Genomic DNA, 25,450 nt, shown 5'->3' with positions numbered 1-25,450 from the left:
GGTAAATTGCAGGAGGGCAGCCTGCCATTGCAGAAAAACATCCTTCTGCACCGGACAGCCGCCCTTCGGTTCCAATCGATCATTCCCCTGCCCGCTCTTTGCCAGACTCCTCTCCCGTTCCGGGAACGGATTCCGGTGGTTCCTGGAGATTCTTGGGGATATCCGGAGGACGTACGGTCAGGCTGCGGATGGAAACATCGATGTTCTTCACCGGCATGCTGGTCATGCCTTCCACCTTCAGCTTGATCTTGGTCTGGAGGCTCTTGACCACTTCATAGATGGGAGCTCCGAAGAACAGGATGATTTCCAGATAGATGGTCATCCCCTTGCTGGTATCCGAAGGCCGGCGGACCTTGATGGAAGTGATCCGGTCCACTTCCCGATTCTTCTTCACCACGATGCGGACGATATCACTGACCACGTAATCGGATACGGTGATCTTCCCATAATAGCTGAAGGCTGGACGGACGATGGACTTTTCTGCCAGGGCATGATGTTTCTTGTTCCGGGAAAACAGCCTATGGGGCAGGTCCACCAGTACTCCGGAAAGATGGGGCTTCAATTCGATGGTGGGCACCGGCACCACATGTTTGCCTTCCTTGATCCGAGTCTCCCGGGCTTTTTTCATCTCCCGGGTGGTGGAAATATCCTGGATATAGACCGTTTCCGAAGGAGCCGGCACTTGGAGCCGTTTGCAGATGGTCCGGACCATCTTGTCAGAAGTCCCGATCACCAGGAGAGTCCGGATGTCGCTGCGGGTCAGGGCTTCCCGTACCGCCTGGCAGTGGTCCTTTTCCATAAAGATGGCCCGTTTCACCGCTTGTACCTTGTTCTGTTCCGTTTTGGCACTGGTCCCGGCCAGGATCTTGGTCCCTTCGATCAGGAGGCCGTCATCGATGATGCCGTCGCAATGATGGTCGTGGGCCACCCCGATGGCCCGGAAACTTTTGCCCGTGCCGCTGGGGCCCACAAAAGCTACTACTTTCATGTTCAACACCTGCTTTTCAAGGGAATACGGCGGCAAAGCCGTTTCTTGTCAGTGATGAAGGAAGTCAGGAGCGCTTCCCTGCAATGATGTCTGCCACATCCTTGTACAGCACCGGGAATTCTCCCAGATGCCGGGGGAACCGTCCTGGATTCCCGTGGAGGTCGCTGCCCCCGCTGGTCATCAGATGATGGTCCCGGGCCACTTGGAGCCAGTCATGGGGAGGATTCTCCTGGAGGGTGGAAGGATGCCACACTTCCAGACCGTCAAAGGGCACCGTGGAAAGAAGCTCTTCCACCAGATCCGGATCTGCGATTTCCGCCGGATGGGCCAGCACTCCGATACCTCCCGCCTGATGGAGCAGATCCACTGCCTCTTGAGGGGAGAGCTTGACCTGCCGGAAATAGGCCGGCTTCCCACTGCCGATCAAGGCATCGAACACCGCCTGGGTGCCGGGGAACAGCCCTTTCTTCACCAGGGCCCGGGCAATGTGAGGACGGCCCAGGCTTTTGGCTCCCTGGGCTTCTTCCAGGACTTCCTTGAAAGTCAAAGGATAGCCTAGGGCATCGATCTTTTCGACCATCTTCTGCACCCGCTGGATCCGGCCGATCCGGGTCCAAGTCATGGCCTGGAGCAGATCCCGGTTCTCCGGGTCGAAATGATAGCCCAGCACATGGACATCTTTTCCTTTGTAATCCGTATCGATTTCCACCCCCCGGATCAGTTCCAGTCCCAGATGGCGGGAATGGACAGCCCGGGCGGCCCGGTCATAGGCCTGGATATTGTCATGGTCCGTAATGGCAAGGGCTGTGATGCCGGAAACCAGGGCTTGGGCAATGATCTTTTCCGGAGTATAGACCCCGTCCGAAAAAGTGGTATGGATATGTAAATCAGCCAGCATGGCACTTCTCCTTCGTTGTTTCTTATCTTTTGATTATACCATAGAGAAAGGAAAAAAGAAAAAGGGGGTGCCGCACAGACTGTGCAGCATCCCCCTCTTTTCACGCTTCTTCCAGTTCTTCCGGTCCTTCTTCCGTCCTTACTCTCCGTCTCCGGGCGTAGAGCAGCCAGTAAAGGACGGCACACCCGATGGCGCCCAAGCCTACCGCGGAATAGATCCCCTGGAAGCCCAAGGATTCCTTGAAGGCACCCAGGATATAGGGCCCTACCCCCAGCCCCAGGTCCAGCATCACGAAATAGGTGGAGACCGCCACTCCGATCCGGACTTCTTCCACCAGCTTCACACAGATGGCCTGGCCATTGGACATGAAGGTCCCGTAGCCCAGGCCTACGAATATCCCGGCCAGCAGCATCTCCCAGCTCTGGGTAGTGAAGGAAAGCACCAAAAGGCCGATGGCCAGGCAGGCATAGGTGGGATACATGACGAAATCTTCCCCTTTCCGGTCGAACATCACGCCGGCAATGGGACGGGCCACCGTAATGGACAGGGCGTAGACCACAAAGAACAGAGTCCCCGCCGTCATCAGGTGCAGTTCTGCCGCATAGGTGGCGAAAAAGCTCAGCACGCTGGAATAGCATACCGCCACGAAAAAGCCTACCAAAGAGATCCCCATCACCCGAGGTTCCAGGAAATTGGCCAGAGACAGCTGTTTGAGAGCGGCCCGATGTTCTTCCGTCAGCTGGATCTCATCCACCTTCATGACAAAGGCAGCTCCCAGGCAGATCAGCACCATCCCGATGGAGAACAGGATGATCACCCGGAAGGGGAACATCTGCTGCATGATCATGCCGATGAAAGGGCCGATGGCTGCAGCCAGGCTCATGCTCAGGGCATAATAATTGATGCCTTCTCCCCGCCGTTCCGCCGGGATCATGGCGGATACGATGGTGCTGGTGGCAGTGGAAGCAATGCCGTAGCCCACCCCGCTCAGGAACCGGACGATGTACATGGTGGCCAGAGAATCGATGAGGAAATACATGCAGGTGGTTGCCAGGTAAAACAGGATTCCGGCATAGAGCATCTTCTTCCGGCCGTACAGCTCTACCGAACGGCCGGCAAACAGCCGGGCCACCAAGGTCCCCAGTACGAAGATCCCAGCGGCCAGGCCGGCCTCACTGACGGTGGCATGGAGGGAATGGATGGCTTCCGAAGCGATGATCACCATCAGCATGTAATAAATGATGTAAATCAGGAAATTGACCAGGGTATCCAGGACGAATCCTCTGGTCCAGAGACGGGGTTTTGCAGTCATGGACAATCAGCGACCTTTCTTTAGCAGGATAGCGGTTTTCACTCTGATTCTGATTATACGTGGCCGCCGGCTCTTTTTGTAGCGGATAAAAAAGATGGGTGTGATCGCAAAAAACGATCACACCTACATCCATCGCATCATTCGATGACTTTTTCTTTTTTCTGCTGGAAGCTGGCCATCACCTGTTCCACATAGGCCTGGATCAGGGGAAGCTTGGGGTTTTTCTTCCGGTAGATCAGATACCCTTCCGCCTGGAGAGGGACCTGGAGCTCGTGCCAGCCGTTGTGGTGTCCCAAGGTCTTCAGCATCCGCTCCGGCAACAGAGCCCCCGCCTCGTTTTCCTGGCAATAGTGGATCATGGCATAGGGGGTGGAGAGTCGGGCAGAGATCAGCGGTTCCATGGGGGTGCTGGCAAAATACTGCTGGTAGATCTGGTTCATGAAATAACTGGTGGGATACAGCACCAAAGGGTGGTTGAGGATCTCTTCCCGGGTGAGCGGGCGTTCTCCTACCGGCAGCAGCGGCGCATAGTACACCAGGTTATCCTGGCAGAAATGGACCACTGCAAAAGCTTCGGCCTTCTCCCGCCGGGGCAGGCTTTCTTGGACGAAATATGTGGACACTACGTCCAGCCGGCCTTCCGTCAGGGCCTGGTGGATCTGGTAGGTGGCCAGGTCGAACACATTGAACCGGAGATTGGGCTTGGTGTGCCGGAAATAGGCGATGTGCCGGTTCATATGGATATCCCCCAGGGACCGGAGGATCCCCACATTTAATTCCACCGGCTGGGATTCCGCTGCTGACCGGGTCTCATAGACGATTTTCCGCAGTCCGTCCATCCAGGCTGTGATCCGGGTCAGGAACGCCTCCCCTTCCTCTGTCAGCTGGCTGCCCCTTTTGGACCGCTGGATCAGGGTGATCCCCAGGGTGGTCTCCAGGTGTTTGATCTGGGCACTGAAGGCCGACTGGGTGATATGGGCCTCCTGGGCCGCCCGGGCAAAGTTCCCTACCCGTCCGTATATAATGAAGCATTCCAGTTGTGAAATGGTCGGTAAATCTCCTGACATGGCAGTCTCTCCGTAGATGATAAAAAGTTTGGTTTCAAATCATGGAACTCTTACAAGATGGTTCTTATTCTACCCTGCTCCCTCCCTCTTGGCAAGAGAGTCCCGCCGGTCATGGCCTTTTTTGTGCCGCTACCAGTTCATCCCCTGCTCGGAGCACCGTATCCCCAGAAGGGATGAGGACTTTCTCTCCCCGGCGGATCAGGAGGATCAGCTCATCGTGGAGGGAAAGGTCCGCCAACTTCTGACCGGTCCACTCATCTCGGGGAGAAAGACGCACCTGGTAAAAACCGCTGCTTTCTGCACTGCCCCCTTCCAGTCCGCACAGGATGATCTCATCTCCCTCTTGGAGCACCGTATCCCCTTTGGGCAGGATCTCCTGCCCTTGACGGATGACGGCAGCCGCCAAAGAACCTGGGGGCATGGTAATGGCGGCCAAGGGTTTCCCTTCCCAAGGATGATCTTTACGGAGGATGCATCGGACGAACTGCACGGGCATTTCCCGGGTGTAATCGTTGAAGGTGGCCATTACGTCTTCCGTATCGTCGATCATGTCCAGCTTCCTGGCAGCTGGCGGGATCAGCGTCCCCTGGACCAGGATGGAAAACAGGACGATAAAGAATACCATGTGGTATAAATCATAGGAAAGTTGCGCCCCGCCGCTGATGGCCAAGATGGCAAAAGCGATGGAAGCCGCTCCCCGCATGCCCGCAAAAGAAACGAAACCGATCTGGTTCAAAGGACAGCGGAGAGGCACCAGCACCAGCGCCACCGCAGCCGGTCTTGCCACAAAAGTCAGGAAGAGCGCCGTCCCCAAAGCAGGCAGGGCCACCGCCGGGAGCCGGGAAGGAAAGGCCAGGAGTCCCAGCAGGAAGAACAGCAGCATCTGCATCAGGCCGGTCAAATTGTCGAAGAAACGGATGCAGGCCCCTTTCCCAGGGATCCGGCTGTTGCCGATGAGGATCCCGGCCATGTAGACGGAAAGATAACCGTTCCCGGCAAGGCCATTGGAAAGAGCATAGGTAAGCAGGCCTGTGCCCAGGAGCAGGGCGTCTGTCAGGGTCTCTTCTTCCAGATGGAGTCTCAGCAGGAGCTTTTTCACTGCCCAGGCCGCTCCCACCCCCATGGCCAGCCCTATCAGCACCTGGAGTGCCAGCATCCGGACCATGGCCCAAGGCCCCAGGTCCGCTCCCTGCATCAGGGCCAGTACACCACGGTGGCCATATAGGAAAAGGGGTCGTTGGAGCCGCTTTCCAGTTCCAGCAGGGAAGCAGTCCCGTATTTCAGGTTCATCTTCTGGGAACGGAGGATGGAGAACACGGAAGCCGCGTCCGTAGAACAGATGACGCTGCCCAGGAGCATCCCCTCCAAAAGCGGCAGGCCCAGGATCTTCACCCCAAAAAGGCCCACCAGGGCTGCCGTCATGAGGGTCCCCGCGCAGGAAAGGAAAAGGGATTCCTTCAGCACCGGCCGGGCCGCTTTCAGATTGGTCCCCAGGCCCCCATAGAACATGATCAGCACCAAGGCCGCACTGCAGAGATTTCCCGCATGGACGTAGTTGTCAAAAGGAATCTTCAAGAGCCCATCCGACCCAAAGAGCATCCCCAGCAGGATGAAAAGGAACAGGCCGGGTACACCGGTCCGGCCGAATATTTTGTCAAACAGGGCACAGGAGATCAGCACGATCCCTGTGAGCAGAATCAGATGTTCCATAGAAACCTCCTTGGGTAGCGGCAGTGCCCGCAGGGGCGCCAACAGGATATTTTGTCTATTATACCAAATTTTTCCCTTTCCTGCAGGGCTGGCATCTTCCGGGGTATGTATCAACAAGTTTTCGGTGAAACCTTCATCACAGTTTAGTTATTCAGAAATGGACCGAAAAAGCTTCTATACTCTTCCACCCGCGAAGGCTCTCCCGGCTCCCAGGGAATCGACGTATACCCGTATGGTATTCTAGGCAATGCCTTCAGTTAAGAACATTATGCTGTAACTATTTCGTATTATATTGCTTTGTAACAGTATTCTGTTTCATAACGTTTGTTTCATATGTACAATACGGAAGAATTGTGAATATTTATTTTAAAATGTTCTTTATATTAGTACAAAAGTGGTCTAAACTTGATAAATAAAAATAGATATCTGAGATTTGCAATAGGGAGGCTGACAAAATGGATAAACAGAATCTCAAAAATCTTGCATGCCAAATCATTGATGAACATCATGATCAAATCATGGCTCTGGGTGACAGTATTTTCGCAGAACCTGAAACGGGCTGGAAAGAATTTAAGACAGCGGAAAAGATTAAAAAGGTCTTTGAAAGTCTTGGCTTCCCCACCAAAGATAAACAGTGCATCACAGGCGTCATCGCCCAAGTGAAGGGAAAGGAAAAAAAGCTGAAGGTTGCCGTCATGGGTGAATTGGATGCGTTAGGGTTGCCGGAAAGTCCCTATGCCGATCCACAGACGGGAGCCGCCCACATGTGTGGACATCACTGCATGATTGCTGCCCTGTCCGGAGTAGCTTATGCCCTACATGACAGCCGTATTTCCGGGGCTCTCAGCGGTGATGTAGCTCTGATGGCCGTCCCTGCAGAAGAATTTATCGAAATCGGATACCGCAATCAGCTTCGCAAGGAAGGCAAAATCAAGATGTTCGGCGGGAAACAGGAATTTATTTATCGGGGACTCCTGGATGACATTGACATGATGGTCATGCAGCATACTACGCCGACAGAAGGAGAACAGGAGACTCCTATCAAGGCCAATGTGGGTGGAATCTCCAACGGATTTGTCAGTAAGGAAGTCTTCTATATCGGCAAGGCGGCCCATGCTGGCGGTGCCCCAGAAAAAGGCATCAATGCGCTGAATGCTGCGAAAATCGGTCTCATTGCTATTGATGCCCAACGGGAAACTTTTCGGGATGAAGACCACATCCGAGTCCACCCCATCATCACTAAAGGTGGTGATACAGTAAACATCGTTCCCGCTGATGTACGGGTCGAGACCTATGTACGAGGTGCTTCCATCGAATCCATCCTGGATGCTTCCGCCAAAGTGAACCGGGCTCTCAAGGCTGGAGGCTACGCCGTAGGAGCTGAAACGAAAATCGATGAGATTCCCGGCTATCTTCCCATGAATCCCTGTTCTGCCCTCCAGGACGTGATGTATGCCAATCTGGTCACGCTACTGGGGAAGGAGCATGTAGCCCGTCACATCCCATTCAATGGAGGCAGCAGTGATGCAGCGGATGTGGCTGCCTTGATGCCGGTGGTCCATGCATACGTCGGCGGGGCATCCGGCAGGGCACACACCAAAGACTATCACATCGTAAATAAAGAACTTGCATATATCACTGCAGCCAAAGTCCTCATCATGACGGTCATCGATCTATTGGCCGAGGGAGCAGCCACGGGTATCGCCATCAAAGAAGGATTCACTCCTGCTATGACGAAGCAGGAATATATCGACAAGTGGGTAAACCAGTAAAAACAGAAAATGAAGAGTAAACAAAAGGAGGAGTCGATATCATGAAAGATTTTTTCAAAGACTGGAAAATCCATGTTTTCTGTGCAGTCATTGCCCTGGCAGCAGAACTGATCGGCGTAAGGAAGTTCAGCATTACAGCTTCCGTCGGCTTTAGCCTGTTCCCCATGCTGTATGCTATGGCCATCGGAATCGTATTAGGGGGATGCAAGCTTTTTTCCATGGAGACCATGAAGCGATCTTCCAGCTACATTACTATTTCTGTCATGTTCCTCACGGCGAAAGTTGCTTCTGGGATTTCCCCTGGAATCTACGATATTTATCAACAGGGAAAACTGGTAGGTTCCGGCTTGGCCCTCATCTTGCAGGAATTTGGCAATATGGGAACGGCCGTCTTGGGCCTGCCTATTGCCGTCCTGGTTTTCAAGATGGGGCGTGCTGCGGTAGGCTGCACTCTTTCTACTTCTCGTGAATCCACCATTGCCATTATTGGAGAACTGTATGGCCTGGACAGTGAGGAAGGCATTGGCGTTATGGGCGGTTATGTAACCGGGACCGTTCTTGGTACGGTATTTTTTGGACTGATGGCTTCCATTTGTGCCCATACAGGATTTTTCCATCCATATGCCCTGGGTGCGGCCTGCGGTGTCGGATCCGCTTCCATGATGTCCGCTTCTTTGGGAGCACTGGAAGTAGAATTCCCTCAGATGGCCGAACAGATCCAGACCTATGCTTATACTTCCCAGGCCCTGACTAACGGAGACGGTATGCTGATGAGCATTCTCCTGACCCTGCCCTTGACAAACTGGCTCTATAAAAAATGTGCCCACATCCGGGGCATCGATACAGAAGTCACTCCTACCGCTGAAATGGTCACAGCTGGCCAGGAACTGGCAGCCGCCTGCCAAGCAGAAAATGATGGAGAAGGAGGGACTGAAAAATGACAAGATATGCAATGCTGATCAAAGGATGGTGCGTTACCGGGGTCTTAGCTGCTATTTGCAACTATATCTATACCCTACGGATGAATAATCCGGCAAAAGTGGTCACGCCCCTTGATGCAGTCCCCGGCCTTTTGCTGATGCTGGGGATGATCATTGCCAGTCAGCTGTGTCACAAGCTGATGCAGAAAATCGCTCCTGGAGTCAAAGCTCCTGTGGTCCTCTATATTACGATTATCGGGATTTTGCTGACAGCTCCTGGTCTATTTCCGTTTTCTGGTTTTGTTTATAAATCCATCAGCAAAGTCAGCTTGCTGCCTCTGTGTACTCCCATCCTGGCCTATGCGGGAATCGGCGGCGGCAAAGATCTGAAAACATTTAAACAGCAGGGTATCGCCATTGTAGCGACCACTCTAATTGCTCTTTTTGGGACCTTCATCGGTTCCGCCATCATCGCCCAGCTTGTTATGAAAGGAACTGGGGTCATTTAATCAACTCAAAAAGAAAAGGGTGTGTTGCATATGGCCTGCAACACACCCTTTAAAACAGCCTCCCCTGCCTGTCCCTCCAGCTTTCCTGATGAGCTTGGCGGAGCTGATCTCCGGGCTGGAGATGGCCGATGAGGAGCGGGGAGCGGGAATCGTGGCGCTGGCGGTTCTGCAGCACTGCTTCCCGGCTGGTGTTGGCGTAACAGTACCGGCACAGGTGGGCGCAGGTATCGTAGGCGCCGATATCACAGGTGATGTGACAGCTGCATGCTTTCCGGGCTCCCCGCTGTTTGGGGGCCCGGATTCCTTCGCCCAAGGCCTTTTCCAGGATCCCCAAGGTCATGCACCCTCCGCAGTCGGCTCCGTAGGGAGCCAGTTCGCTGCCCTCTCCGCAGGGCCGCAGGACCATGCCGTTGGCCCGGGCCGTCTGGATCATGTATTGTCCCAGGGCCAGCCGGTCTTCCCGGCCCACTGGGAGGGCTTCCGGGAAGTTCCTGGTCACTTTGGGGTATAGGTCGATGAAGCTGATGACGCAGGCGTGGGTGTATCCGGCCAGTGCTTCGGCCATTTTGGCAAAGGCCCGGCGGTGGAAATCCAGGGTGTACTTGTCAGAAAGGAAAATGGGATCATACCGCCATCCCACCCGGTCCGCACCCACCTGGTCCGACAGCTGCCGGAAAGATTCCAGTACCCGTTCCACAGGCGGCACCCCCGGCTCTATGTCCCGGCCGTAAGGGGTGATGGTGACGAACCAGTACTGGCCGTAAGGTTCCAGGGCATCCAGATGAGGCAAGAGGGGCTCCGGGTCCTTGGTGCAGAACCCAATCAGGTCCACCACATCCGGAGAAAGCCGGTACCGAGTCACCTGTTCCGGCCGGTAAGGATTCCGGACCAGCACAAACCTCTCCCGGAGCCGGTTCAGGAACCAGGGTGTATAAAAAGCAGGGATATCCGTCCGCATGCCGGTGTTGATGATCATATGAGGTCCTCCTTGGGTAAGACGTCAGATTGACCCGCGATAAACAGATCGTTCCTAGTGCTTAACCGTACAAATCTGAATTCTGACGTCTCAAGGCCCCCTTGGGGGCCATTCCTGAATTCTTCTCTACCTCCCCGTCAGCGCCGACTTTAAGATATACTTCCGGCACTGCAGATATACTACCGCCAGCACAGCGGTGGCGATGATCCAGCTGATGGGATAGGCCAGGATCAGGGTCAAGTAGTCCCGATGGGCCGCAAACACGGTGTAGATCCACACCAGCCGCACCCCGCAGATCCCCACCAGGGCCACGATGGCCGGAGGCAGGGAATAGCCGTAGCCCCGGAGCGCCCCGGAGAGGATATCCATGGCCCCGTTGAGATACAGCATATCCGCCACCCACCAAAGGCGCAGCACTCCCAGCTGGATGACTTCCGGATCCGGATTGAAGAATCCGATCACATGCTTCCCTAAAAACAGGATGGGAGCGGTAATGCACAAAAGGAACAGCCCTTCCACCCAGAAGGCCGCCTTGGTGGTGGCGAAACACCGGCTCAGCTTCCGGGCCCCGTAGTTCTGCCCCACAAAGGTGGTGGTCGCCTGGCTGAAGCCGTTCACGAAGCAGTAGATGTTGAATTCGATGATCACGGAAGCCGCCGCTGCAGCCATGGCCACCGTCCCCAGGCTGTTGATGGAAGACTGGATCACCACATTGCTCATGGCAAAGACCATGCCCTGGATCCCGGCCGGCAGCCCGATATGGAGGATCTTCCGCAGTTCGGTGCCGTTCAGGCGCATTTTATGCCGCTGGAGCCGGATGGGCTGGGGCGTCCTGCACAAAAGGACGAACAGGATCCCCGCATTCACCGCAAAAGACAGCACCGTGGCACTGACCACCCCGGTAAGTCCCCAGCCGAAGATTTCCACGGACAAAAGGTCCAGAGAGATGTTCAGTACATTGGCGGCCACCAGGCTGTAGAGCGGTGTCTTCCCATCCCCGCAGCTGCGGAAGATGGCCGCTTCGAAGTTGTACAGGGTCAAAAAGGGCATACCCAACAGGAAAATCCGCAGATACGTGGAAGCCAGGTCATAGACATCCGCCGGCACATCCAGGATCATCAGGGCCGGATGGGCGATCAGTTCCCCCACCGCCGTAAGCAGCACCCCCAGGCCCAGGGCCATCACGATGGCCGTCTGGACCGTTTCTTCCACTTTGTCCTGTTTCCCCGCTCCCAGATACTGGGCAATGGTCACGTTGGCCCCTAGGGAAATCCCGATCAAAAGAGTCACCAAAAGCCCGATCACCGGCATGTTGTTCCCCACGGCAGCCATGGCATTCTTTCCCACAAAATGCCCCAGGATGAACACATCTGCGCTGTTGAACAGCTGTTCGAAAAGTCCCATGAGCCCGATGGGCATGGCAAAGAAGAACAGCTTATCGGCAATGGAACCATGGAGCATATCCATGCCGCGGTGTTTGGGTTGTGTCTGTGTGTTTGTCATAGTCCCTTCCTTTCTGTTGCAGCGATCCTGCCTGCTTTCTTTCCCAGTCCTGCCAAGATCAGCGCCGGGCTTCTGCCCATTCCCTGATCCGCTTCCTTACGTCTTCCAGGTTCAGCACCCCTAAGGCGAATCCCTTTTTCACCAGCTGTTCCGGCAGGTATTCATCATATTTGTCAAAGAGCGGCACCTCGTGGGGGTAAACCAGCTCCAACGGGTCGATTTCCTTTTCGATTTCCTCTTCCACCACCTGGAAAAAGGTCTCTTCGTCCGCTTCCATGGTGAACTGCATGAAAAATGGCCGAAACGGGTCCAGCTTCTTCAGCCCCAGTTTCTGGGCACATTTCAGGTTCAAAAACCGTTCCAGGGCTAAAAAGCCGTAACTCCCCAGCCAGGGCAGGAGGCACCACATCTTTCCCCCCAGCTGGATCAGGGGCTTTTCCGCTGCCCCCGAAGCCTTGGCAGTGAACCGGGCCTGCTGGAGCCGGGCCACCGCGTTTTTCATCAGATAGGGATAGCTCCGATCTTCCTGGAGCACCTGGCGCATCCGTTCCAGTACTTTGGTATGGATGTCTCCGGGACATTCCCCGAAATACGCCGGCACCTTGCCCTTCACCAGTTCGCAGTAGATCACATGGCGCTTCCGATCCACTTCCAGCACCCGCCACACATGGCCGGCCAAAGCGATCTTTTCTCCCGGAGGGGGCGGGGCCACCACGGTGCCCAGTTCCTGGGAATCGCAGCGGACGGTGAATTCCTCGTTTTCCTGGAACACCCCGTAGAATTTGAAGGAACTGATCACCCGTTCCCCGGCCAGGCCCACGATCAGGCCCCCCTGTTCCGTTTTTTCGATATGGTCTTCAGCGATCAGATACTGGAGCAGGATTTTGTAATCCTCCTGGCTGATCCGGTGGAAATAGCTGAGCCGGAGCACCCGATCTGCCAGGGCTGCCGGGGACATTTCCCCATTGCTGGCCAGGACGCTCATGGTCTGGTGGTACAAGAGACTGTAAGGCAGCCGGTCCAGCCGGGGCGGTTCCACCCATTTTTCCTCCAGGTACAGCTGGATCAGGGCGATCCCTTGGAGCAGCTTCCAAGGGATGGTGGCAGGCAGCATGGCCCGGATCTCCGGCTCATCTTCCCGGATCACGAACCACATTTCGGGAGGCAGGTCCCTCCGGCCTGTCCGGCCCATCCGCTGGAGGAAAGAAGATACTGTCCAAGGGGCGTCGATCTGGAAGGCCCGCTCCAGCCGGCCGATGTCGATGCCCAGTTCCAGGGTAGAAGTGGTGACCGTGGTCAGGTTCCGGCTTTCGTCCTTCATCAGTTCTTCCGCCGTCTCCCGGTAGGAAGCGGAGAGATTCCCGTGGTGGATCAAAAACCGGTCCGGTTCGTGGTTCAGTTCGCAGTACTGGCGCAGGCTGGTGGTGACCCCTTCACATTCTTCCCGGGAATTGACGAACACCAAGCACTTCTTCCCCCGGGTGTGCTCGAAGATGTACCCCAGCCCCGGGTCAGCCTGGGCCGGCGCCTGGTCGGTCTTCACGTCCAGGGTGGGCAGAGCCTGGAGATCCGTCCGGTCCTCCCCGGCCTGGGCGTCTTTCACGTAAAAATGTTCCATGGAAAGCCGCCATTTGGTCCCCGGGGCCTTCACCTGGGGGATCAACGTCTTCCGTCCCGTGCCCAGGCTCAGGAATTCCCCCACTTTTTCCGGCTCCCCCAGGGTGGCCGAAAGACCGATCCGCCGGGGATTCACCCCTGCCAGCCGGGACAGCCGCTGGATCAGGCACAGGGTCTGACCGCCCCGGTCCCCCCGGAGCAGGGAATGGACTTCATCGATGACCACGAACCGCAGGTCCCCGAAAAGCCGGGGAATGGCCATGTGCTTATGGAGCAGCAGGGCTTCCAAGGATTCGGGCGTGATCTGGAGGATCCCGGAAGGGTGCTTCATCAGCCTGGCCTTGTGGGACTGGGACACGTCCCCGTGCCAGTGCCATACCGGGATCCTCCCTTCTTCACAGAGCGGCTGGAGCCGGAGGAACTGGTCGTTGATGAGCGCCTTCAGGGGACCGATGTAGATGCATCCAACACTTTTCGGCGGGTCCTGGGCGAACAGGGACAGGATGGGAAAGAAGGCGGCTTCTGTCTTCCCAGAAGCCGTAGAAGCCGTCAGCAGCAGATTCTCATCCGTATTCAGGATCACATCCCCCGCCGCTACCTGGATGGGCCGCAGCTCCGACCAGCCCTGGCTGTAGATGAAATCCTGGACAAAAGGTGCATACCGGTCAAAGATATTCATGGCAATCCTTTCTTATACGGTGAATTCCGCAAATTCCGGAGCCGTTTCCTCCCCTTCCACGGCATTTTTCGCATATTGGAAGCTGTCCGAATGGAGCAGTCCTTCCACCGTCAGTTCTGGATGCTGGTAGAGGATGTCCAGCACCTCGATGAAATCCCGGATCACTTCCCGGGGGGTAATGTGGGAATCCGCCCCGATCCGCTGGAATTCGATCCGGATGAAAGCCGCCAGGTCTTCCTGGGTCACTTTCGGATCATATCCGTAGAGCACCCCATGGATCTCCGCCAGTTTTTCCACCAATACCAGCATTTCGTCGCTGGTGAGAGGCTGGAGCCGGATCACGGGAGCCAAAAGGTCCTTGTGTTCCCCGCCAAAATGGCCTTCCGCCAGCCGGGACCGGAGAGCCTCATAGCTGTAGACCCCCCGCCGAGGGTCTTCCATGCACTGGGGCGTGCCCCCCATGATGATGCCCAAGTAGTGGGCCTTCCCCTGGAGGGTGTCGTTGTACATGGTCAGGATCTTTTCGTAATTGTACTGCCGGGTAATGGCATGGGGAATCTTATAGATGTTCACCAGCTCGTCGATGCAAACCAAAAGACCGGCATACCCTGCCTGTTTCAGGAACAGGGCGAGGATCTTCAGGTATTCGTACCAGTCCTCATCGGAGATGATGATGTTCACCCCCAGCTCCTGCCGGGCTTCGGTCTTGGTGTGGAATTCTCCCCGGAACCACTGGATCACTTTGGCCTTGGTGGCTTCGTCTCCCTGGCGGTAAGACCGGTAGTACAAGGTCAGCAGCCGGGCAAAATCGAACCCGTGGACCATTTCATTGAGCGCCTGGATCACCTGGCCGATCTTCTGTTCCACCAGTCCGTCCAGCCGGCCGTCATTCAGGGCCAGCCCGGTCTCCGTCACCACCTGCTGCTGGATTTCACTGATCCACCGGTCCAGGATGAGAGGCAGGGCACCCCCTTCGGGCCGGGTCTTGGTGGCCATGTTCCGGACCAGTTCCCGATAGGTAGCCAGCCCCTGGCCCTTGGTGCCCTGGAGCCGCCGTTCCGGAGAAAGGTCCGCATCCACCACCACGAAACCCCTTTCCATCACATAGTTCCGGAGGGTCTGGAGCAGGAAGCTTTTCCCGCTGCCGTACCGGCCCACGATGAACCGGAAAGACGCACCCCCATCAGCGATCACCTCTACATCGTGGAGCAGGGCGTCGATTTCATTTTTCCGTCCCACGGTGATATAGGGCAGCCCGATCCGGGGCACTACGCCTCCCTTCAGGGAGCTGATCAGGGTCCGGGCAATCCGTTTGGGTATCTTCAAGGTCATGGTGCAATCGTTCCTTTCAAATCTTCCAGATAATCTTCTATGACAGAGGGCGGGTCCCCGGCTTCCAGGACCGTATCCCCGAATGCTTCATAACATTTTTCATTGATGCCATCCACCAGGAGGGAAGGCATCAGTCCTTGGGCCGCCGCCCAGGAGGTATCTTTCCCATAGAGCAGGTCTTTGAGATAGCGGTATTCGTCTTCTGTCAGGTTCCAAGGCCGATCCGTCCGTGCCCCATCCGGAGCTTTTGGGGCGGAAGCCGGGGCCGTTCCTGCCAGGGCGGAAGATTGGTCCATAGGAGCCGTTCTTGAGGCCGCAGCACCCGGAGCAACAGTTTGGAGTCCTGGGGATCCCTTATCCTGCTCCGGAGCCTCCAGCTGGCCCGTCAGAGAAGGCAGGATTTCCTCCCGCCGTTCTTCTTCGGTCATGAGTCTTTCCCGGGTCACCGCCGCATCCCGGCGGATTTTATCCAGCTGGTCCAAGTGGAACACCACTTTCCGTTTTTCTGCTTCCTCTTGTTCCTTTTGGTCCTCTTCCACCGCCTGGCGGACCAGTTTGGTGAGCCATTTGTAGGAAAGGGGCTGCTGGAGGGGCGGAGAAAAATCCAATGCTTCCCGCAGCAGGCCATCCAAGGTCTTCATCAGCTTCCCCAGCTTCCGGAGCTGTTGGGAGGCATATTCATAATGGCGGAGGGTCCAGACACCCTTCCGGTCCTGATAAATGCAGATGGGGTCCACTTGCACCTTGAATTCCCGTCCGTCTTCTTTCTGCAGGAACACCGCATTGGCAAAAAGTTCCAGCCAGTCATAGGTAGGACCGCCCACATGTTCCCGCAGGAACGGTTTCTTCCGGTGGGATTCCCAGTACGCCTGGATCATCCGGTAGATCCGGCCCAAAAGGCGTACAGCCGCCTCCGGCTGCTCCTTATACAGCTTGGACCGGCTGATATGGTAGGTAGAGAAAAGATCCAAGGCATCGAACAGATCCTGATCTGAAGCCTTTTTGTAGTCCTCCAGCACCAGATAAGCTTGGTCCTGCCGGGTCCGTTTGGTTTCCGGCAGCAGTTTCGGATCCAGCTGGTAATACAGCACATAATCCCGGAGCCACTGGTGGAGATAGGGAAGGATCCGGTCATCCAGCAGGCCGTAGTTTTCCTCGAACGCTTTCAGTTTCTCATACCCATCCTGAGGATTTTCCACCCCGATCTGGTTCAGCAGTTCGTATATATAAAGGAAGGCATAAGTCAGGGAAGTCCGTTCCAGCTCTTGGTGCCGCAGCCGGGTCCGCCAGCCGAAATACCCCCGGAGTTCTTTATCGGTGAGCACCCGGTAGGTGGGATAATAATGGAGCACCGGCAGATCGTACACGGTATCATCTTCATAGGCTGCCAGGGCTTTCCCCTGACGGACGAACAGCTCCGGAGTGGTTTCATACTGGGAAGTCGGATCCTGCTGCATGGCTCGGAGCTCCTGGAGCGGAGCCGGCAGAGGGGCCGCCGGAGTGCGGGGCTTGATGGGTTCGGAAGCATACAATTTCTGGAGCAGCCGGAAGGTCTCTTCCTTCTCGGCCGGTGTCTTCTTCACAAATTCCATGCCTCTCGTCCTCCTTTCCCCCAACTGCCCCCGGAACCACCCAAAAGCAAACATTTTTTCACCATTCTTCATTATAACCTGGAAGAAAGGGGAAAACAAGAGGGGCTGCTGCAAGCGCAACAGCCCCCTTTCGTCCCTCGCTCCCTCACGCCATACACGTAGTACAGTTCTTGGACTGGGGGAACAGCAGCTTCCACAGACACCCTTCCAGGACCACCCCTTCCTTGGGATCCGTCCCGGCTTTGATCGTGGTGTCGATCACGTAGCTGACAAAATCCGCCGCTTCCTGGACGCACCGGTTCAGATCTTTGCCGTTCAGCACATATCCCAGCAGGGTGCTGGTGAACACATCTCCCGTGCCGCAGGTGGCAAAGGGCAGCTTCTTCACTTCATAGGCTTCCGGGAACAGCTGGTTGGCTTCATAGCTGACGATCTTCAGATGGTCCTCATCGCAGGGCACACTGGTGATCACCACCTGTTTGGGTCCCAGGGCCAGCAGCTTGTCGCAGAGGGCTTCCAGCTCGTCGTCAGTAGGTGCCCCGGCTTTGCAGGGGGTATCCGTCAGCAGGCAGGCTTCCGTATAGTTGGGGGTGATCAGGGCGGCATGGGCCACCAGTTTCTTCATGGCTTCCACCATGGCACCATCGAACACCGGGTACAGCTTTCCGTCGTCCCCCATGGCCGGGTCCACCACCGCAATCCGATCTTCCCCGGCAAATTCCTCAATGGCGGCGATCACCTGTTCCACCTGGTCCGGTCCCGCCAGGAAACCGCTGTAGACCGCATCAAAAGAAAGCCCCAGTTCCTTCCACTGGTCCCGATACCCAGCCATCAGGTCCGTCAGATCCCGGGAAACGAATTTCCCGTAGGTCAGGTTGTTGCTGTACAGGGCCGTAGGGAACGGGCAGACCTGGTGCCCCATGGCGGACAGCACAGGTATGGCCGCCGTCAAGGAACAGCGCCCAAAAGAACAAAGGTCATGGATGGCCAATACACGTTTGATTTTCATGGAAATACCACCTTTCAGATGCAGAAAATTGGACACGGGCAAATGGTCAGCATTACTTGTATTGTACCCCATATGGGCCAGAGATGCTAGGGGAAGTGCTGCACACGCAACACTCTTTGAACGCATATTCTCCCTCGGCTGGTCACTGCTCTCCCAATCGTTGTACTGACAACGGATTTTCCCGCTTATCCACGGTATACTTGAACCATAGAAAAAACAGGCTGCTGCCAAAGGAGAGGTTTCACATGGGAAAGAAAATTACGGATAAAGTCACCTGGGTTGGGAAAATCGACTGGGAACTGACAGAGTTCCATGGCCATGAATACTCCACGGAAAAAGGGTCCTCCTATAATTCCTATCTGATCCGGGGGGATCAGAAAACGGTGCTGATGGACACGGTCTGGAAGCCCTTTGATGAGGAATTCGTGGCCAACCTGAAACAGGAGATCGACCTGAAGGCCATTGATTATATCGTGATGAACCACAATGAAAACGACCACAGCGGTGCCCTGCCGGCTCTCATGCGGGAAATCCCCGATACCCCCATCTACTGCACCCAAAAAGGGGAAGCCATCCTCCGGGGTCTGTACCACCAGGACTGGAACTTCGTCACTGTGAAGACCGGGGACACCCTGGACCTGGGGGGCAGCCAGCTGGTGTTCATCGAAGCCCCTATGCTCCACTGGCCGGACACCATGTTCACCTATATGACCGGAGAGAACATCCTGTTCAGCAACGACGGCTTCGGCCAGCATTACGCCAGCGAAACCCTGTTCAATGATGCGGTGGACAAAGCTGAACTGTACCGGGAAGCCATGAAGTATTACGCCAACATCCTGAACCTGTACAGCCCCATGGTCACCCGGAAGATCGCCGAAATCCTCAAGATGGGTGTACCGGTGAGCATGATCTGTCCCAGCCACGGGGTGATCTGGCGGGATGATCCGCTGCAGATCGTCAAAGCCTATCAGGAATGGGCCCAGAATTACCAAGAAAACCAGGTGACCCTGATTTACGACACCATGTGGAATTCCACCCGGCGGATGGCGGAATGCATCGCCGAAGGCTTGATGCAGGCGGACCCTACCCTAAAGGTGAAGATCTACAACTCTGCGGTGGATGACAAAAACGACATCGTGACGGAAGTGTTCAGATCCAAAGCCATCCTGGTGGGCTCCCCCACCATCAACTACGGGTTCCTGTATTCCATCGGAGGCATCATGGAGATGATCCGGGGCCTGAAGTTCAAGAATAAAAAAGCCGCCGCCTTCGGCAGCTACGGCTGGAGCGGGGAAGCCGTGAAACAGATCACGGAGCTCCTTAGCGGGGCCGGGTTCCAGGTGGTCAACGAAGGGCTCCGGTGCCAGTGGGCCCCGGACCAGGCCAGCCAGGAACTGTGCCGGAAGTATGGGAAAGAATTTGCAGAAGCGTTGAAGTGAGAAAAGAGGGTGCTGCTGATGTGACCCCAAAAAGTTAGACCTTAGTAACGAGATGGTTTTTACTGTCTCGTTACTTTTTTATGCTGCCAGCAAAGAAAGCCTGTATTGAACAGGACTTTTCCAGCCCAGTTTTTCCTTGATCCTTTGTTCGTTATAGTATTTGATGTATCGTTCGATAGCGGCTTTTAGTTCTTCGTAGCTGTAGTAGATCACTCCATAATACATTTCCTGTTTCATTAAGCCGAAAAAGTTTTCCATTACAGCGTTATCATGACAGTTACCCTTTCGAGACATGCTCTGAAAAATTCGTTCTTTTTTTAGTTTCCTGGTATAGGCCTTCATTTGGTATGCCCAGCCCTGATCGGAGTGAAACGTTCTTCGATATGGACAATCAGCAGTAATTTCGATTGCTTCAGCTTGAGCTTCCAGTATGCTTTCAGCCGAAGGACGTTTGGCTATTCCATAGCTGATGATTTCATCATCGAACATGTCCAGGAAAGGATCCAGATAAAGCTTGTGCAGGGTCAGATGTCCCTGTGTATCTACTTCATAATATTTGAATTCTGAAGTATCGGTCGTAATCTTCTGATGTGGGATATTCGTCTCAAAACGACGATGTATTCTATTCGGAGCAATGGTCCCTACCTTACCCTTATAGGAACTGTATTTACGGCTTTTCCGGGTAAAGGATGTTACCTGAAGGCTCAGTTTCTGCATGATACGTTGAACTTTCTTCTTGTTCACGCAAATCCCTTGATTCTTCAGCTCACCGGTCATGCGCCGATATCCATAATCTTTATGCTGGCTGCGGATTTCCTGTATTTTGTCCTCTACTTCCTGGTCTGGATTCACGCGGTCAAACCGTTTCTGCCAGTACATATAGGTCGCTTTGGGCATTTGAGTATAGGAGAGAAGGTCTTTCAATTTGAATGATCTTCGGAGACTGGAGATGATTTTCGCAACTCTCTCATTTTTGCTTCGTCCTCTAAACGCAGTCTCCTCAGTTCTTTTAAAAAAACATTCTCTATACGGAGTTTAAGATTTTCATCCTCTAACTCCTTGACATGTTCCACACTGATGTCGACCATCGGCTGCTGAACCTGGGTATCTGTTTTTTTGGTTTGAGATTTGTTCAAAGTTCTCTTCCTGCCTTTTTTATGTGACCGTAAAGCATCTGGTCCCGCAATTCTAAATTCATTGACCCATCTGGCAATCATTGATGGGTTGTTGATCCCTACTTGAATTGCTAGTTCCTGATATGAGATTTCATTTGTTAAGTAAGACTCTACCACAGAAAGTTTTTCTTTGAAAGAGTATATTTTTTGAGAGCGGGATCTTTTCAGTCCATCATCACCAAATGCCTTGTAAGCAGCAACCCACTTTAGCAGCTGGCTGCTACTTGCCATCCCATATTTACGTGAAATAGAAATACACCCTTCGTCACTGTTCAAATATTCCAGTACTATTTTTTTCTTAAATTCATAGCTGTGTTTTGCCATAAAAAACTGACCCTCAATTGTTAGATTTTTGGTCTAACAATTGGGGGTCAGCTCATGCCCACAGCGTGCAGCACCCCTTTTCTGTCCGCGGGGTTTGCTTTATAATTATAAGTAAAGTATGTATAAGGAGGCTTTCGCCGTGAATCTATCAAGGTTCCAAAAAGGCAAACTGGCCGGCTTCCTGGCCCTATCTGTGTTCTTTCTGGGGGCTGCAGGAGGGGCCCTGGTCTGGGCCTTCCTCAAAATCCTGGGAATGGGCATGGGATTTTTCTGGGAAACCCTTCCCCAGCACCTGGGAGCGGGTTCCTGGTACATCCGGTTCCTGTGTCTTACCGGCGGGCTGGCCATGGGTCTGTTCCAGCAAAAATTTGGGATCCTCCCGGACACCATGGCCGAAGTCATCGCCAAAGTGAAACGGGACGGCACCTACGATTATCACCGGCTGCCCGCCATTTTCACCGCCGTGCTGCTGCCTCTTTTTGCCGGAGGTTCATTGGGCCCGGAAGCCGGGCTGACAGGAATCATCACCTCCCTGTGTTTCGCTGTAAGGGATCGGATCCGCCAAATCGTCTTCCAGGTCCGTGCGCTTGTGCAGCTGGGCAGCCAGCCTGGCCTCGCTGTATTCTTTGCCCCCTCCCCTGCAGGTCCTCCTGCCGGAACCCCTCCCCCGATTTTCCCTGATCCGAAACAGCAGCACCGGGTGAAGGTCCTCATCTATATGGCTGGGGTCCTGGGCGGTGTACTGGCCCTTCTTCTGCTGCATTCTGCCGCCAGGCCAGGCCATGGACTGCCCCAGCTGATGTGGCGCCGTTGGGCGGGCCTGGCGGAATGGAAGTGGATGCCCCTTTTTGCGGCCGGCGGTATCCTCTTGGGAAAGTTGTATCAACTGTTTGCCAAAGGCGCCAATGCCTTGGCCCATCCCCTGGCCAGGAACCGGATACTGTCCTGTCTCACGGCCGGGGCCTTTGTCTCCCTGCTGGGGCTCTGGAACCTGGATAACCTGTTCAGCGGCGGGGGCCGTCTGCTTCCCCTGACTGCCGCCTGGCAGCAGCTGCCGGTGACCCTGCTCTTTCTCACCGCCGTCACCAAGCTGCTGACAACGGCCCTGTGCCTGGCCTTCGGCTGGAAAGGGGGCAGCATCTTCCCCATTGTGTACAGCGCCGTGTCCCTGGGGTATGGGCTGGCAGCCGTTACCGGAGCCGGAGCCCTTTTCGCTGCCACAGCCACCACCGCTGCGGCCTGCGGATACCTGTCCAGGCGTCCCCTGCTCTCCGCCGCTATCATGCTCCTGTGCTTCCCAATCCGCACCCTAGTCCCCATGCTCACCGCCGCTGCCGCCGGGGCGTGGGTGGGGAGAAGACAGTGCAGAGTGAAGAGGGCAGAGTGAAGAGCGGGATTCGTCTAGCGTCGGACGTTCAGCGTTTGTCGAGGGACCGTTGAGACGAAGGTACGATGGATTCGTCGTTCGATCACAACGGATGGTTCTGTGTTCGCCGTCCCTGTAGGGGGCCGACCATACAGCCGGCCCGTTCATCGGGGATACGATGAAAACCGCTCCTCCCGCCTTCACCTTCCCTCTGACACTGACGTGGTAAGGGCGCGCCAGAGGCATGCCCTTACCGGCCTCCCGTGAGGGTATACTCCGTCTTTTTTTGTTGTAAAAACAACATACCAGTTTCCTGTTCCATGCTATATTGTTTCCAGAAAGACGAAGAACGTAACATCACCTGGGATAACAGGAACGAACGGAAGGAGAATCGGTATGAAAAATCTGGAATGGAACGATAAAATCGGCAGCTTTAAAAAAATCGACGTGCGGGGCATTGCGGGGAATTTCCTGGAAGGGCTGAAAAAACAGGCATCCCTGCTCCCTGTGGGCCAGGGACTGGAAGTGATCCAGACCTTCGAACCCATCCCCCTCTATGAAGTGATGGAAATGCTGGGCTATGAACATGCCACCGAGAAAAAGGCCCCCAACGAATACCACGCCTATTTCTACCGGACCGAAAACAAAGGGAACACGGAAGAAGCCCCGGAACGGCCGGCGGTGATCACCAACTACCCCATGATCGACGAAAAACTGGGAGAACTGGCAGTGGAATTCTGGGATATGACCTGGAAAAGCGAAAAACGCTACCTGGATTACAACATCCGGCTGCTGCTGTCCCTGGCCAATGCAGTAGGTGCCGGACGGATGCGCCAGGCCATGCGGGAACTGCTGAAGGCCTATGCCAATGGCCTGGATTCCCGGGCCCTGGACGATGTATTCGAACAGTTGGCCTGGAACATGGGCATCGGCTTCTTCAGCTCCGAAATCGCCCCCTCTCCCCTGTTCCACGCCTACAAGCTGATTAAACAGATGGAAAAACAGGGCAAAGAAAGAGCCGAGATCAACCAGCTGCTGAAGGAACATTTTTCCGACAGAAAAGGCGGGTGCATGTAAGAAAGGGGCCGTTGCATGGGCAACAGCCCCGTCAACGGTCAGCTGTCAACGGTCAACGGCCGATGGAAGGAACCCGGGCTCCGGGTTCCTTTTATTATTTTCTCTTCCTCCTGCAGGGTATATAATCAAGGCATATCCATTTGAAATTTTTCTGCCCTGAAGGAGGGATTTCCATGCATTTTAGAAAACGACCGACGGTCTATGCTGTTTTGATGCTTTCTCTTTGTTTTCTGGGCTTTGGCCACCGTACCCTTGCCATGGATTTTACAGAACGGAACGGGAATTTGGTGACCCAAAATGGGGAATCCATCCGGGTTGCCCGGACCCATGCGGGAAAAGTGGCGGTGCAGCTCCAGCACGTGCCTTCCTCCAACCGGTGGTACCTGCGGCTCCAGGATCTCAAACGGGCGGCGGACAGCCAGTTCGGCCCCATTACCCTGGTGAACGGTTCCCGAACCCTGCCCCTCCAGCCCCAGTCCGATGCCACCGGCCGCACCTACCCTGCCGGCGTCCCCGGTCTGGACCGGTGGTACCTGCTGACCCCGGACGAAGCGGCACAGCTGTCCGTTCCTTCCAAGGACTGGAAACTGGAAGCCGTGAAGAACAACGGAAAGGCCTTTTCAGAAAAGCTTTCCACCCTGCCCCGGCTGATCCAGGGGCTCCAGGCTCCCAACCAGAAACTGGCCCCCTACGGTCCCATGTACAGTGTATTCTATCCGGGTATGGCACCGGAAAAGGTACGGGATGCCTTTCTTCTTTTTCTGAACGACAAGGTATCCTTCCCCTTCGAATACCAGATGGGTGACCATCCTCTGGCCTGTGAACTGTTTAAAACCGAAAGCGGTGGCAACTTTACCGGCAGCACCGGGTATGCCCGTTTTTCTCCCCAGGACGGAGGGACCTGGGTGGATATGGATTTCATCCAGAGCTGGTATGTGGCCGGCTACACCACCAAATACGGATACGTACCGCCACAATCGGGGATTTCCACCAGTCTGGAAAATGATTTTGTGGACCATATTTTCCAGGCGGCCCAGACCACTTATCGGAAGCTGGAACCCCACAATGATTACGGGATCACCCTGAAAGGGACGTTTACCAGCAAATCCCCCACCATCCAGACCGTGGATACGGCCAAACATCCGGAACTGGCTGCCGTCCGGCCCGGTGACCGCCTCACCGCCATCAACGGAGCCAAAGTAAGCCAGCGGAATTACCTGGCCCAGTATCTGCTGGATTATTCCCCTGCCGGCACTCCCCTCACCCTGACCCTGGAACGGGAAAAAGGAAAGCCCTATACGGTGCAGGTAAAGCCAGTGGTGGAACAGGCAGATGACCCCGATGCCGATTACACATCCCTCCGGGCCCTGGGAGATCAGGATTACCGGCTGACGGACAAGGACAAAGTACCGGAAATGACAAACATCGGCATTTTCTACGCAGAAAAATACGACCCCCTGGCAGGGGCCGGGGATCATATCGATTGTCCTACAGTGATAATGTTAAAAAGCTGAGCTTGTTTTTTCCTGTTCAAAGCCAAGCTCTGCTGTCATCCTTTAGCGGATGACCGTTGGCAGCTTACCATTGGCAGGCCCGCTGCTTGTGCAGCAGGCTCCTGCACCCTTCCTCCACATCCCGGTAGGTGCTGACAAAATCCCCCGTATACCAGGGGTCGGCGATTTCCCGGGGATGAGCGGTGAAATCCAGCAGCAGGTGGATCTTCCGGTCCGGGTCTCCCCCGGCGATCCGGCGGATCTCCCGAAGGTTCTCGTCGTCAAACCCAATGAGCAGATTATAGTACCCATAATCCCCCCGGGTCATCTGCCGGGCCTTCCGGGGTGCGTAAGGAATATGGTGGAGATCCAGCTGCTCCTTGGTCCCCCAGTGGGTATCGTTGCCGATTTCCTCCCGGCTGGTGGCCGCCGAAGCGATTTCATATGCCTCCTCAAAATGGTGACGCCGGACCAGCTCCTTCATAACAAATTCCGCCATGGTGGAACGGCAGATGTTGCCATGGCAGATAAAAAGTATCCTGGTCATGGACACAAAACTCCCTTCTATGCCAAAATATGCCGACTTAATGCGGGTTTGCAGGTTTCACCTGTTCACGAAGAAAAGGACATAATTTTGCAAAAAACGGCACAACTTTCCCCGTTGTAGTAGTAGAAATGGTAGTAAAACGGAC

The 25,450-nt window shown here is 55.1% G+C and carries 22 protein-coding genes; 7 read left to right on the top strand and 15 right to left on the bottom strand.

Annotated features, from left to right (window positions below):
• Positions 1–79: 79 nt before the first annotated feature.
• The 6 genes from BQ2657_RS09280 to BQ2657_RS13430 form a co-directional block, all read right to left on the bottom strand.
• On the bottom strand, positions 80–988 hold the full coding sequence (locus tag BQ2657_RS09280; RefSeq protein WP_075580345.1) for an Asp23/Gls24 family envelope stress response protein: 909 nt from the start codon (positions 986–988) through the stop codon (positions 80–82).
• Between the two features lie 64 nt (positions 989–1,052).
• The gene (locus tag BQ2657_RS09275; RefSeq protein WP_075580344.1) at positions 1,053–1,886 is read right to left on the bottom strand and encodes a PHP domain-containing protein; all 834 of its coding nucleotides are present in this window, start codon (positions 1,884–1,886) and stop codon (positions 1,053–1,055) included.
• A gap of 100 nt (positions 1,887–1,986) precedes the next feature.
• On the bottom strand, positions 1,987–3,198 hold the full coding sequence (locus BQ2657_RS09270; protein ID WP_075581061.1) for an MFS transporter: 1,212 nt from the start codon (positions 3,196–3,198) through the stop codon (positions 1,987–1,989).
• 137 nt (positions 3,199–3,335) lie between these two features.
• Positions 3,336–4,265: a LysR family transcriptional regulator gene (locus BQ2657_RS09265; protein ID WP_075580343.1), complete on the bottom strand. Its 930-nt coding sequence runs from the start codon at positions 4,263–4,265 to the stop codon at positions 3,336–3,338.
• 109 nt (positions 4,266–4,374) lie between these two features.
• Positions 4,375–5,460, bottom strand: coding sequence for a TrkA C-terminal domain-containing protein (locus tag BQ2657_RS13435; RefSeq protein WP_143224866.1), 1,086 nt, complete (start codon positions 5,458–5,460; stop codon positions 4,375–4,377).
• Entirely contained in the window at positions 5,460–5,975 is a 516-nt protein-coding gene (locus BQ2657_RS13430; RefSeq protein WP_143224865.1) for a cation:proton antiporter domain-containing protein, read from the bottom strand. Before BQ2657_RS13430 ends, BQ2657_RS13435 begins: the two co-directional genes overlap by 1 nt.
• Positions 5,976–6,430: 455 nt before the next feature.
• Here BQ2657_RS13430 and BQ2657_RS09255 point away from each other — a divergent pair, with 455 nt between their 5' ends.
• Genes BQ2657_RS09255 through BQ2657_RS09245 form a run of 3 tightly spaced genes read left to right on the top strand, consistent with a single transcriptional unit; the run spans position 6,431 to position 9,176 of the window.
• A complete protein-coding gene (locus tag BQ2657_RS09255) occupies positions 6,431–7,747 on the top strand; it encodes an amidohydrolase (RefSeq protein ID WP_075580342.1) in 1,317 nt (438 codons plus the stop codon).
• Positions 7,748–7,788: 41 nt separating this feature from the next.
• The gene (locus BQ2657_RS09250) at positions 7,789–8,688 is read left to right on the top strand and encodes a DUF3100 domain-containing protein (RefSeq protein WP_075580341.1); all 900 of its coding nucleotides are present in this window, start codon (positions 7,789–7,791) and stop codon (positions 8,686–8,688) included.
• Positions 8,685–9,176, top strand: coding sequence for a hypothetical protein (locus BQ2657_RS09245; protein WP_083236242.1), 492 nt, complete (start codon positions 8,685–8,687; stop codon positions 9,174–9,176). Before BQ2657_RS09250 ends, BQ2657_RS09245 begins: the two co-directional genes overlap by 4 nt.
• Before the next feature lie 49 nt (positions 9,177–9,225).
• Here the strand turns inward: BQ2657_RS09245 and BQ2657_RS09240 are convergent, their stop codons facing one another.
• From BQ2657_RS09240 to BQ2657_RS09215, 6 genes are all read right to left on the bottom strand, one after another.
• Positions 9,226–10,152 (bottom strand): DUF1848 domain-containing protein, encoded by a 927-nt coding sequence (locus tag BQ2657_RS09240; RefSeq protein WP_075580340.1) that lies wholly within the window; start codon positions 10,150–10,152, stop codon positions 9,226–9,228.
• Positions 10,153–10,278: 126 nt separating this feature from the next.
• The gene (locus BQ2657_RS09235; protein WP_075580339.1) at positions 10,279–11,655 is read right to left on the bottom strand and encodes an MATE family efflux transporter; all 1,377 of its coding nucleotides are present in this window, start codon (positions 11,653–11,655) and stop codon (positions 10,279–10,281) included.
• 58 nt (positions 11,656–11,713) lie between these two features.
• On the bottom strand, positions 11,714–13,951 hold the full coding sequence (locus BQ2657_RS09230) for a DEAD/DEAH box helicase (protein ID WP_075580338.1): 2,238 nt from the start codon (positions 13,949–13,951) through the stop codon (positions 11,714–11,716).
• A 12-nt stretch (positions 13,952–13,963) separates the two neighbouring features.
• A complete protein-coding gene (locus tag BQ2657_RS09225) occupies positions 13,964–15,283 on the bottom strand; it encodes an ATP-binding protein (RefSeq protein ID WP_075580337.1) in 1,320 nt (439 codons plus the stop codon).
• Positions 15,280–16,875 carry a TerB N-terminal domain-containing protein gene (locus tag BQ2657_RS09220; protein WP_075580336.1) on the bottom strand — a complete coding sequence of 532 codons (1,596 nt, stop codon included), beginning with the start codon at positions 16,873–16,875 and terminating at the stop codon, positions 15,280–15,282. Before BQ2657_RS09220 ends, BQ2657_RS09225 begins: the two co-directional genes overlap by 4 nt.
• A gap of 145 nt (positions 16,876–17,020) precedes the next feature.
• Positions 17,021–17,884: a pyridoxamine kinase gene (locus tag BQ2657_RS09215; protein WP_075580335.1), complete on the bottom strand. Its 864-nt coding sequence runs from the start codon at positions 17,882–17,884 to the stop codon at positions 17,021–17,023.
• 245 nt (positions 17,885–18,129) lie between these two features.
• Between BQ2657_RS09215 and BQ2657_RS09210 the strand changes: the two genes are divergently transcribed.
• The gene (locus tag BQ2657_RS09210; protein ID WP_075580334.1) at positions 18,130–19,323 is read left to right on the top strand and encodes an anaerobic nitric oxide reductase flavorubredoxin; all 1,194 of its coding nucleotides are present in this window, start codon (positions 18,130–18,132) and stop codon (positions 19,321–19,323) included.
• Positions 19,324–19,401: 78 nt separating this feature from the next.
• On the opposite strand, the gene BQ2657_RS13725 is transcribed toward BQ2657_RS09210, so the two are convergent.
• Both BQ2657_RS13725 and BQ2657_RS13720 read right to left on the bottom strand, forming a co-directional pair.
• Complete coding sequence (locus BQ2657_RS13725; protein ID WP_408607740.1) at positions 19,402–20,274, bottom strand: IS3 family transposase; 873 nt, start codon at positions 20,272–20,274, stop codon at positions 19,402–19,404.
• Positions 20,244–20,822, bottom strand: coding sequence for a helix-turn-helix domain-containing protein (locus BQ2657_RS13720; RefSeq protein WP_075579668.1), 579 nt, complete (start codon positions 20,820–20,822; stop codon positions 20,244–20,246). The genes BQ2657_RS13725 and BQ2657_RS13720 overlap by 31 nt, the downstream gene beginning before the upstream one ends.
• Before the next feature lie 139 nt (positions 20,823–20,961).
• Here BQ2657_RS13720 and BQ2657_RS09195 point away from each other — a divergent pair, with 139 nt between their 5' ends.
• The 3 genes from BQ2657_RS09195 (at position 20,962) to BQ2657_RS09185 (ending at position 24,779) form a co-directional block, all read left to right on the top strand.
• The gene (locus tag BQ2657_RS09195; RefSeq protein WP_075580333.1) at positions 20,962–22,209 is read left to right on the top strand and encodes a chloride channel protein; all 1,248 of its coding nucleotides are present in this window, start codon (positions 20,962–20,964) and stop codon (positions 22,207–22,209) included.
• Positions 22,210–22,584: 375 nt separating this feature from the next.
• On the top strand, positions 22,585–23,265 hold the full coding sequence (locus tag BQ2657_RS09190; RefSeq protein WP_075580332.1) for a DUF2249 domain-containing protein: 681 nt from the start codon (positions 22,585–22,587) through the stop codon (positions 23,263–23,265).
• Positions 23,266–23,438: 173 nt separating this feature from the next.
• Complete coding sequence (locus BQ2657_RS09185; RefSeq protein ID WP_075580331.1) at positions 23,439–24,779, top strand: PDZ domain-containing protein; 1,341 nt, start codon at positions 23,439–23,441, stop codon at positions 24,777–24,779.
• Between the two features lie 64 nt (positions 24,780–24,843).
• Here the strand turns inward: BQ2657_RS09185 and BQ2657_RS09180 are convergent, their stop codons facing one another.
• Positions 24,844–25,305, bottom strand: coding sequence for a low molecular weight protein-tyrosine-phosphatase (locus tag BQ2657_RS09180; RefSeq protein ID WP_075581059.1), 462 nt, complete (start codon positions 25,303–25,305; stop codon positions 24,844–24,846).
• Positions 25,306–25,450: the final 145 nt, after the last annotated feature.

Source organism: Acidaminococcus massiliensis (assembly GCF_900095825.1).
Classification (GTDB): domain Bacteria; phylum Bacillota; class Negativicutes; order Acidaminococcales; family Acidaminococcaceae; genus Acidaminococcus; species Acidaminococcus massiliensis.
This window is presented reverse-complemented; position numbering and strand designations above follow the sequence as displayed.

Excerpts from the sequence above, each read along its gene's own strand:
- BQ2657_RS09215 (WP_075580335.1), bottom strand. The coding sequence starts at position 17,884 with ATGAAAATCAAACGTGTATTGGCCATCCATGACCTTTGTTCTTTTGGG.
- BQ2657_RS09225 (WP_075580337.1), bottom strand. The coding sequence starts at position 15,283 with ATGACCTTGAAGATACCCAAACGGATTGCCCGGACCCTGATCAGCTCC.
- BQ2657_RS09230 (WP_075580338.1), bottom strand. The coding sequence starts at position 13,951 with ATGAATATCTTTGACCGGTATGCACCTTTTGTCCAGGATTTCATCTAC.
- BQ2657_RS09190 (WP_075580332.1), top strand. The coding sequence starts at position 22,585 with ATGAAAAATCTGGAATGGAACGATAAAATCGGCAGCTTTAAAAAAATC.
- BQ2657_RS09180 (WP_075581059.1), bottom strand. The coding sequence starts at position 25,305 with ATGACCAGGATACTTTTTATCTGCCATGGCAACATCTGCCGTTCCACC.
- BQ2657_RS09250 (WP_075580341.1), top strand. The coding sequence starts at position 7,789 with ATGAAAGATTTTTTCAAAGACTGGAAAATCCATGTTTTCTGTGCAGTC.
- BQ2657_RS09235 (WP_075580339.1), bottom strand. The coding sequence starts at position 11,655 with ATGACAAACACACAGACACAACCCAAACACCGCGGCATGGATATGCTC.
- BQ2657_RS09210 (WP_075580334.1), top strand. The coding sequence starts at position 18,130 with ATGGGAAAGAAAATTACGGATAAAGTCACCTGGGTTGGGAAAATCGAC.
- BQ2657_RS09185 (WP_075580331.1), top strand. The coding sequence starts at position 23,439 with ATGCATTTTAGAAAACGACCGACGGTCTATGCTGTTTTGATGCTTTCT.
- BQ2657_RS13720 (WP_075579668.1), bottom strand. The coding sequence starts at position 20,822 with ATGGCAAAACACAGCTATGAATTTAAGAAAAAAATAGTACTGGAATAT.
- BQ2657_RS13435 (WP_143224866.1), bottom strand. The coding sequence starts at position 5,460 with ATGCAGGGAGCGGACCTGGGGCCTTGGGCCATGGTCCGGATGCTGGCA.
- BQ2657_RS09265 (WP_075580343.1), bottom strand. The coding sequence starts at position 4,265 with ATGTCAGGAGATTTACCGACCATTTCACAACTGGAATGCTTCATTATA.
- BQ2657_RS09220 (WP_075580336.1), bottom strand. The coding sequence starts at position 16,875 with ATGGAATTTGTGAAGAAGACACCGGCCGAGAAGGAAGAGACCTTCCGG.
- BQ2657_RS09275 (WP_075580344.1), bottom strand. The coding sequence starts at position 1,886 with ATGCTGGCTGATTTACATATCCATACCACTTTTTCGGACGGGGTCTAT.
- BQ2657_RS09255 (WP_075580342.1), top strand. The coding sequence starts at position 6,431 with ATGGATAAACAGAATCTCAAAAATCTTGCATGCCAAATCATTGATGAA.
- BQ2657_RS09240 (WP_075580340.1), bottom strand. The coding sequence starts at position 10,152 with ATGATCATCAACACCGGCATGCGGACGGATATCCCTGCTTTTTATACA.
- BQ2657_RS13430 (WP_143224865.1), bottom strand. The coding sequence starts at position 5,975 with ATGGAACATCTGATTCTGCTCACAGGGATCGTGCTGATCTCCTGTGCC.
- BQ2657_RS09280 (WP_075580345.1), bottom strand. The coding sequence starts at position 988 with ATGAAAGTAGTAGCTTTTGTGGGCCCCAGCGGCACGGGCAAAAGTTTC.
- BQ2657_RS09245 (WP_083236242.1), top strand. The coding sequence starts at position 8,685 with ATGACAAGATATGCAATGCTGATCAAAGGATGGTGCGTTACCGGGGTC.
- BQ2657_RS09270 (WP_075581061.1), bottom strand. The coding sequence starts at position 3,198 with ATGACTGCAAAACCCCGTCTCTGGACCAGAGGATTCGTCCTGGATACC.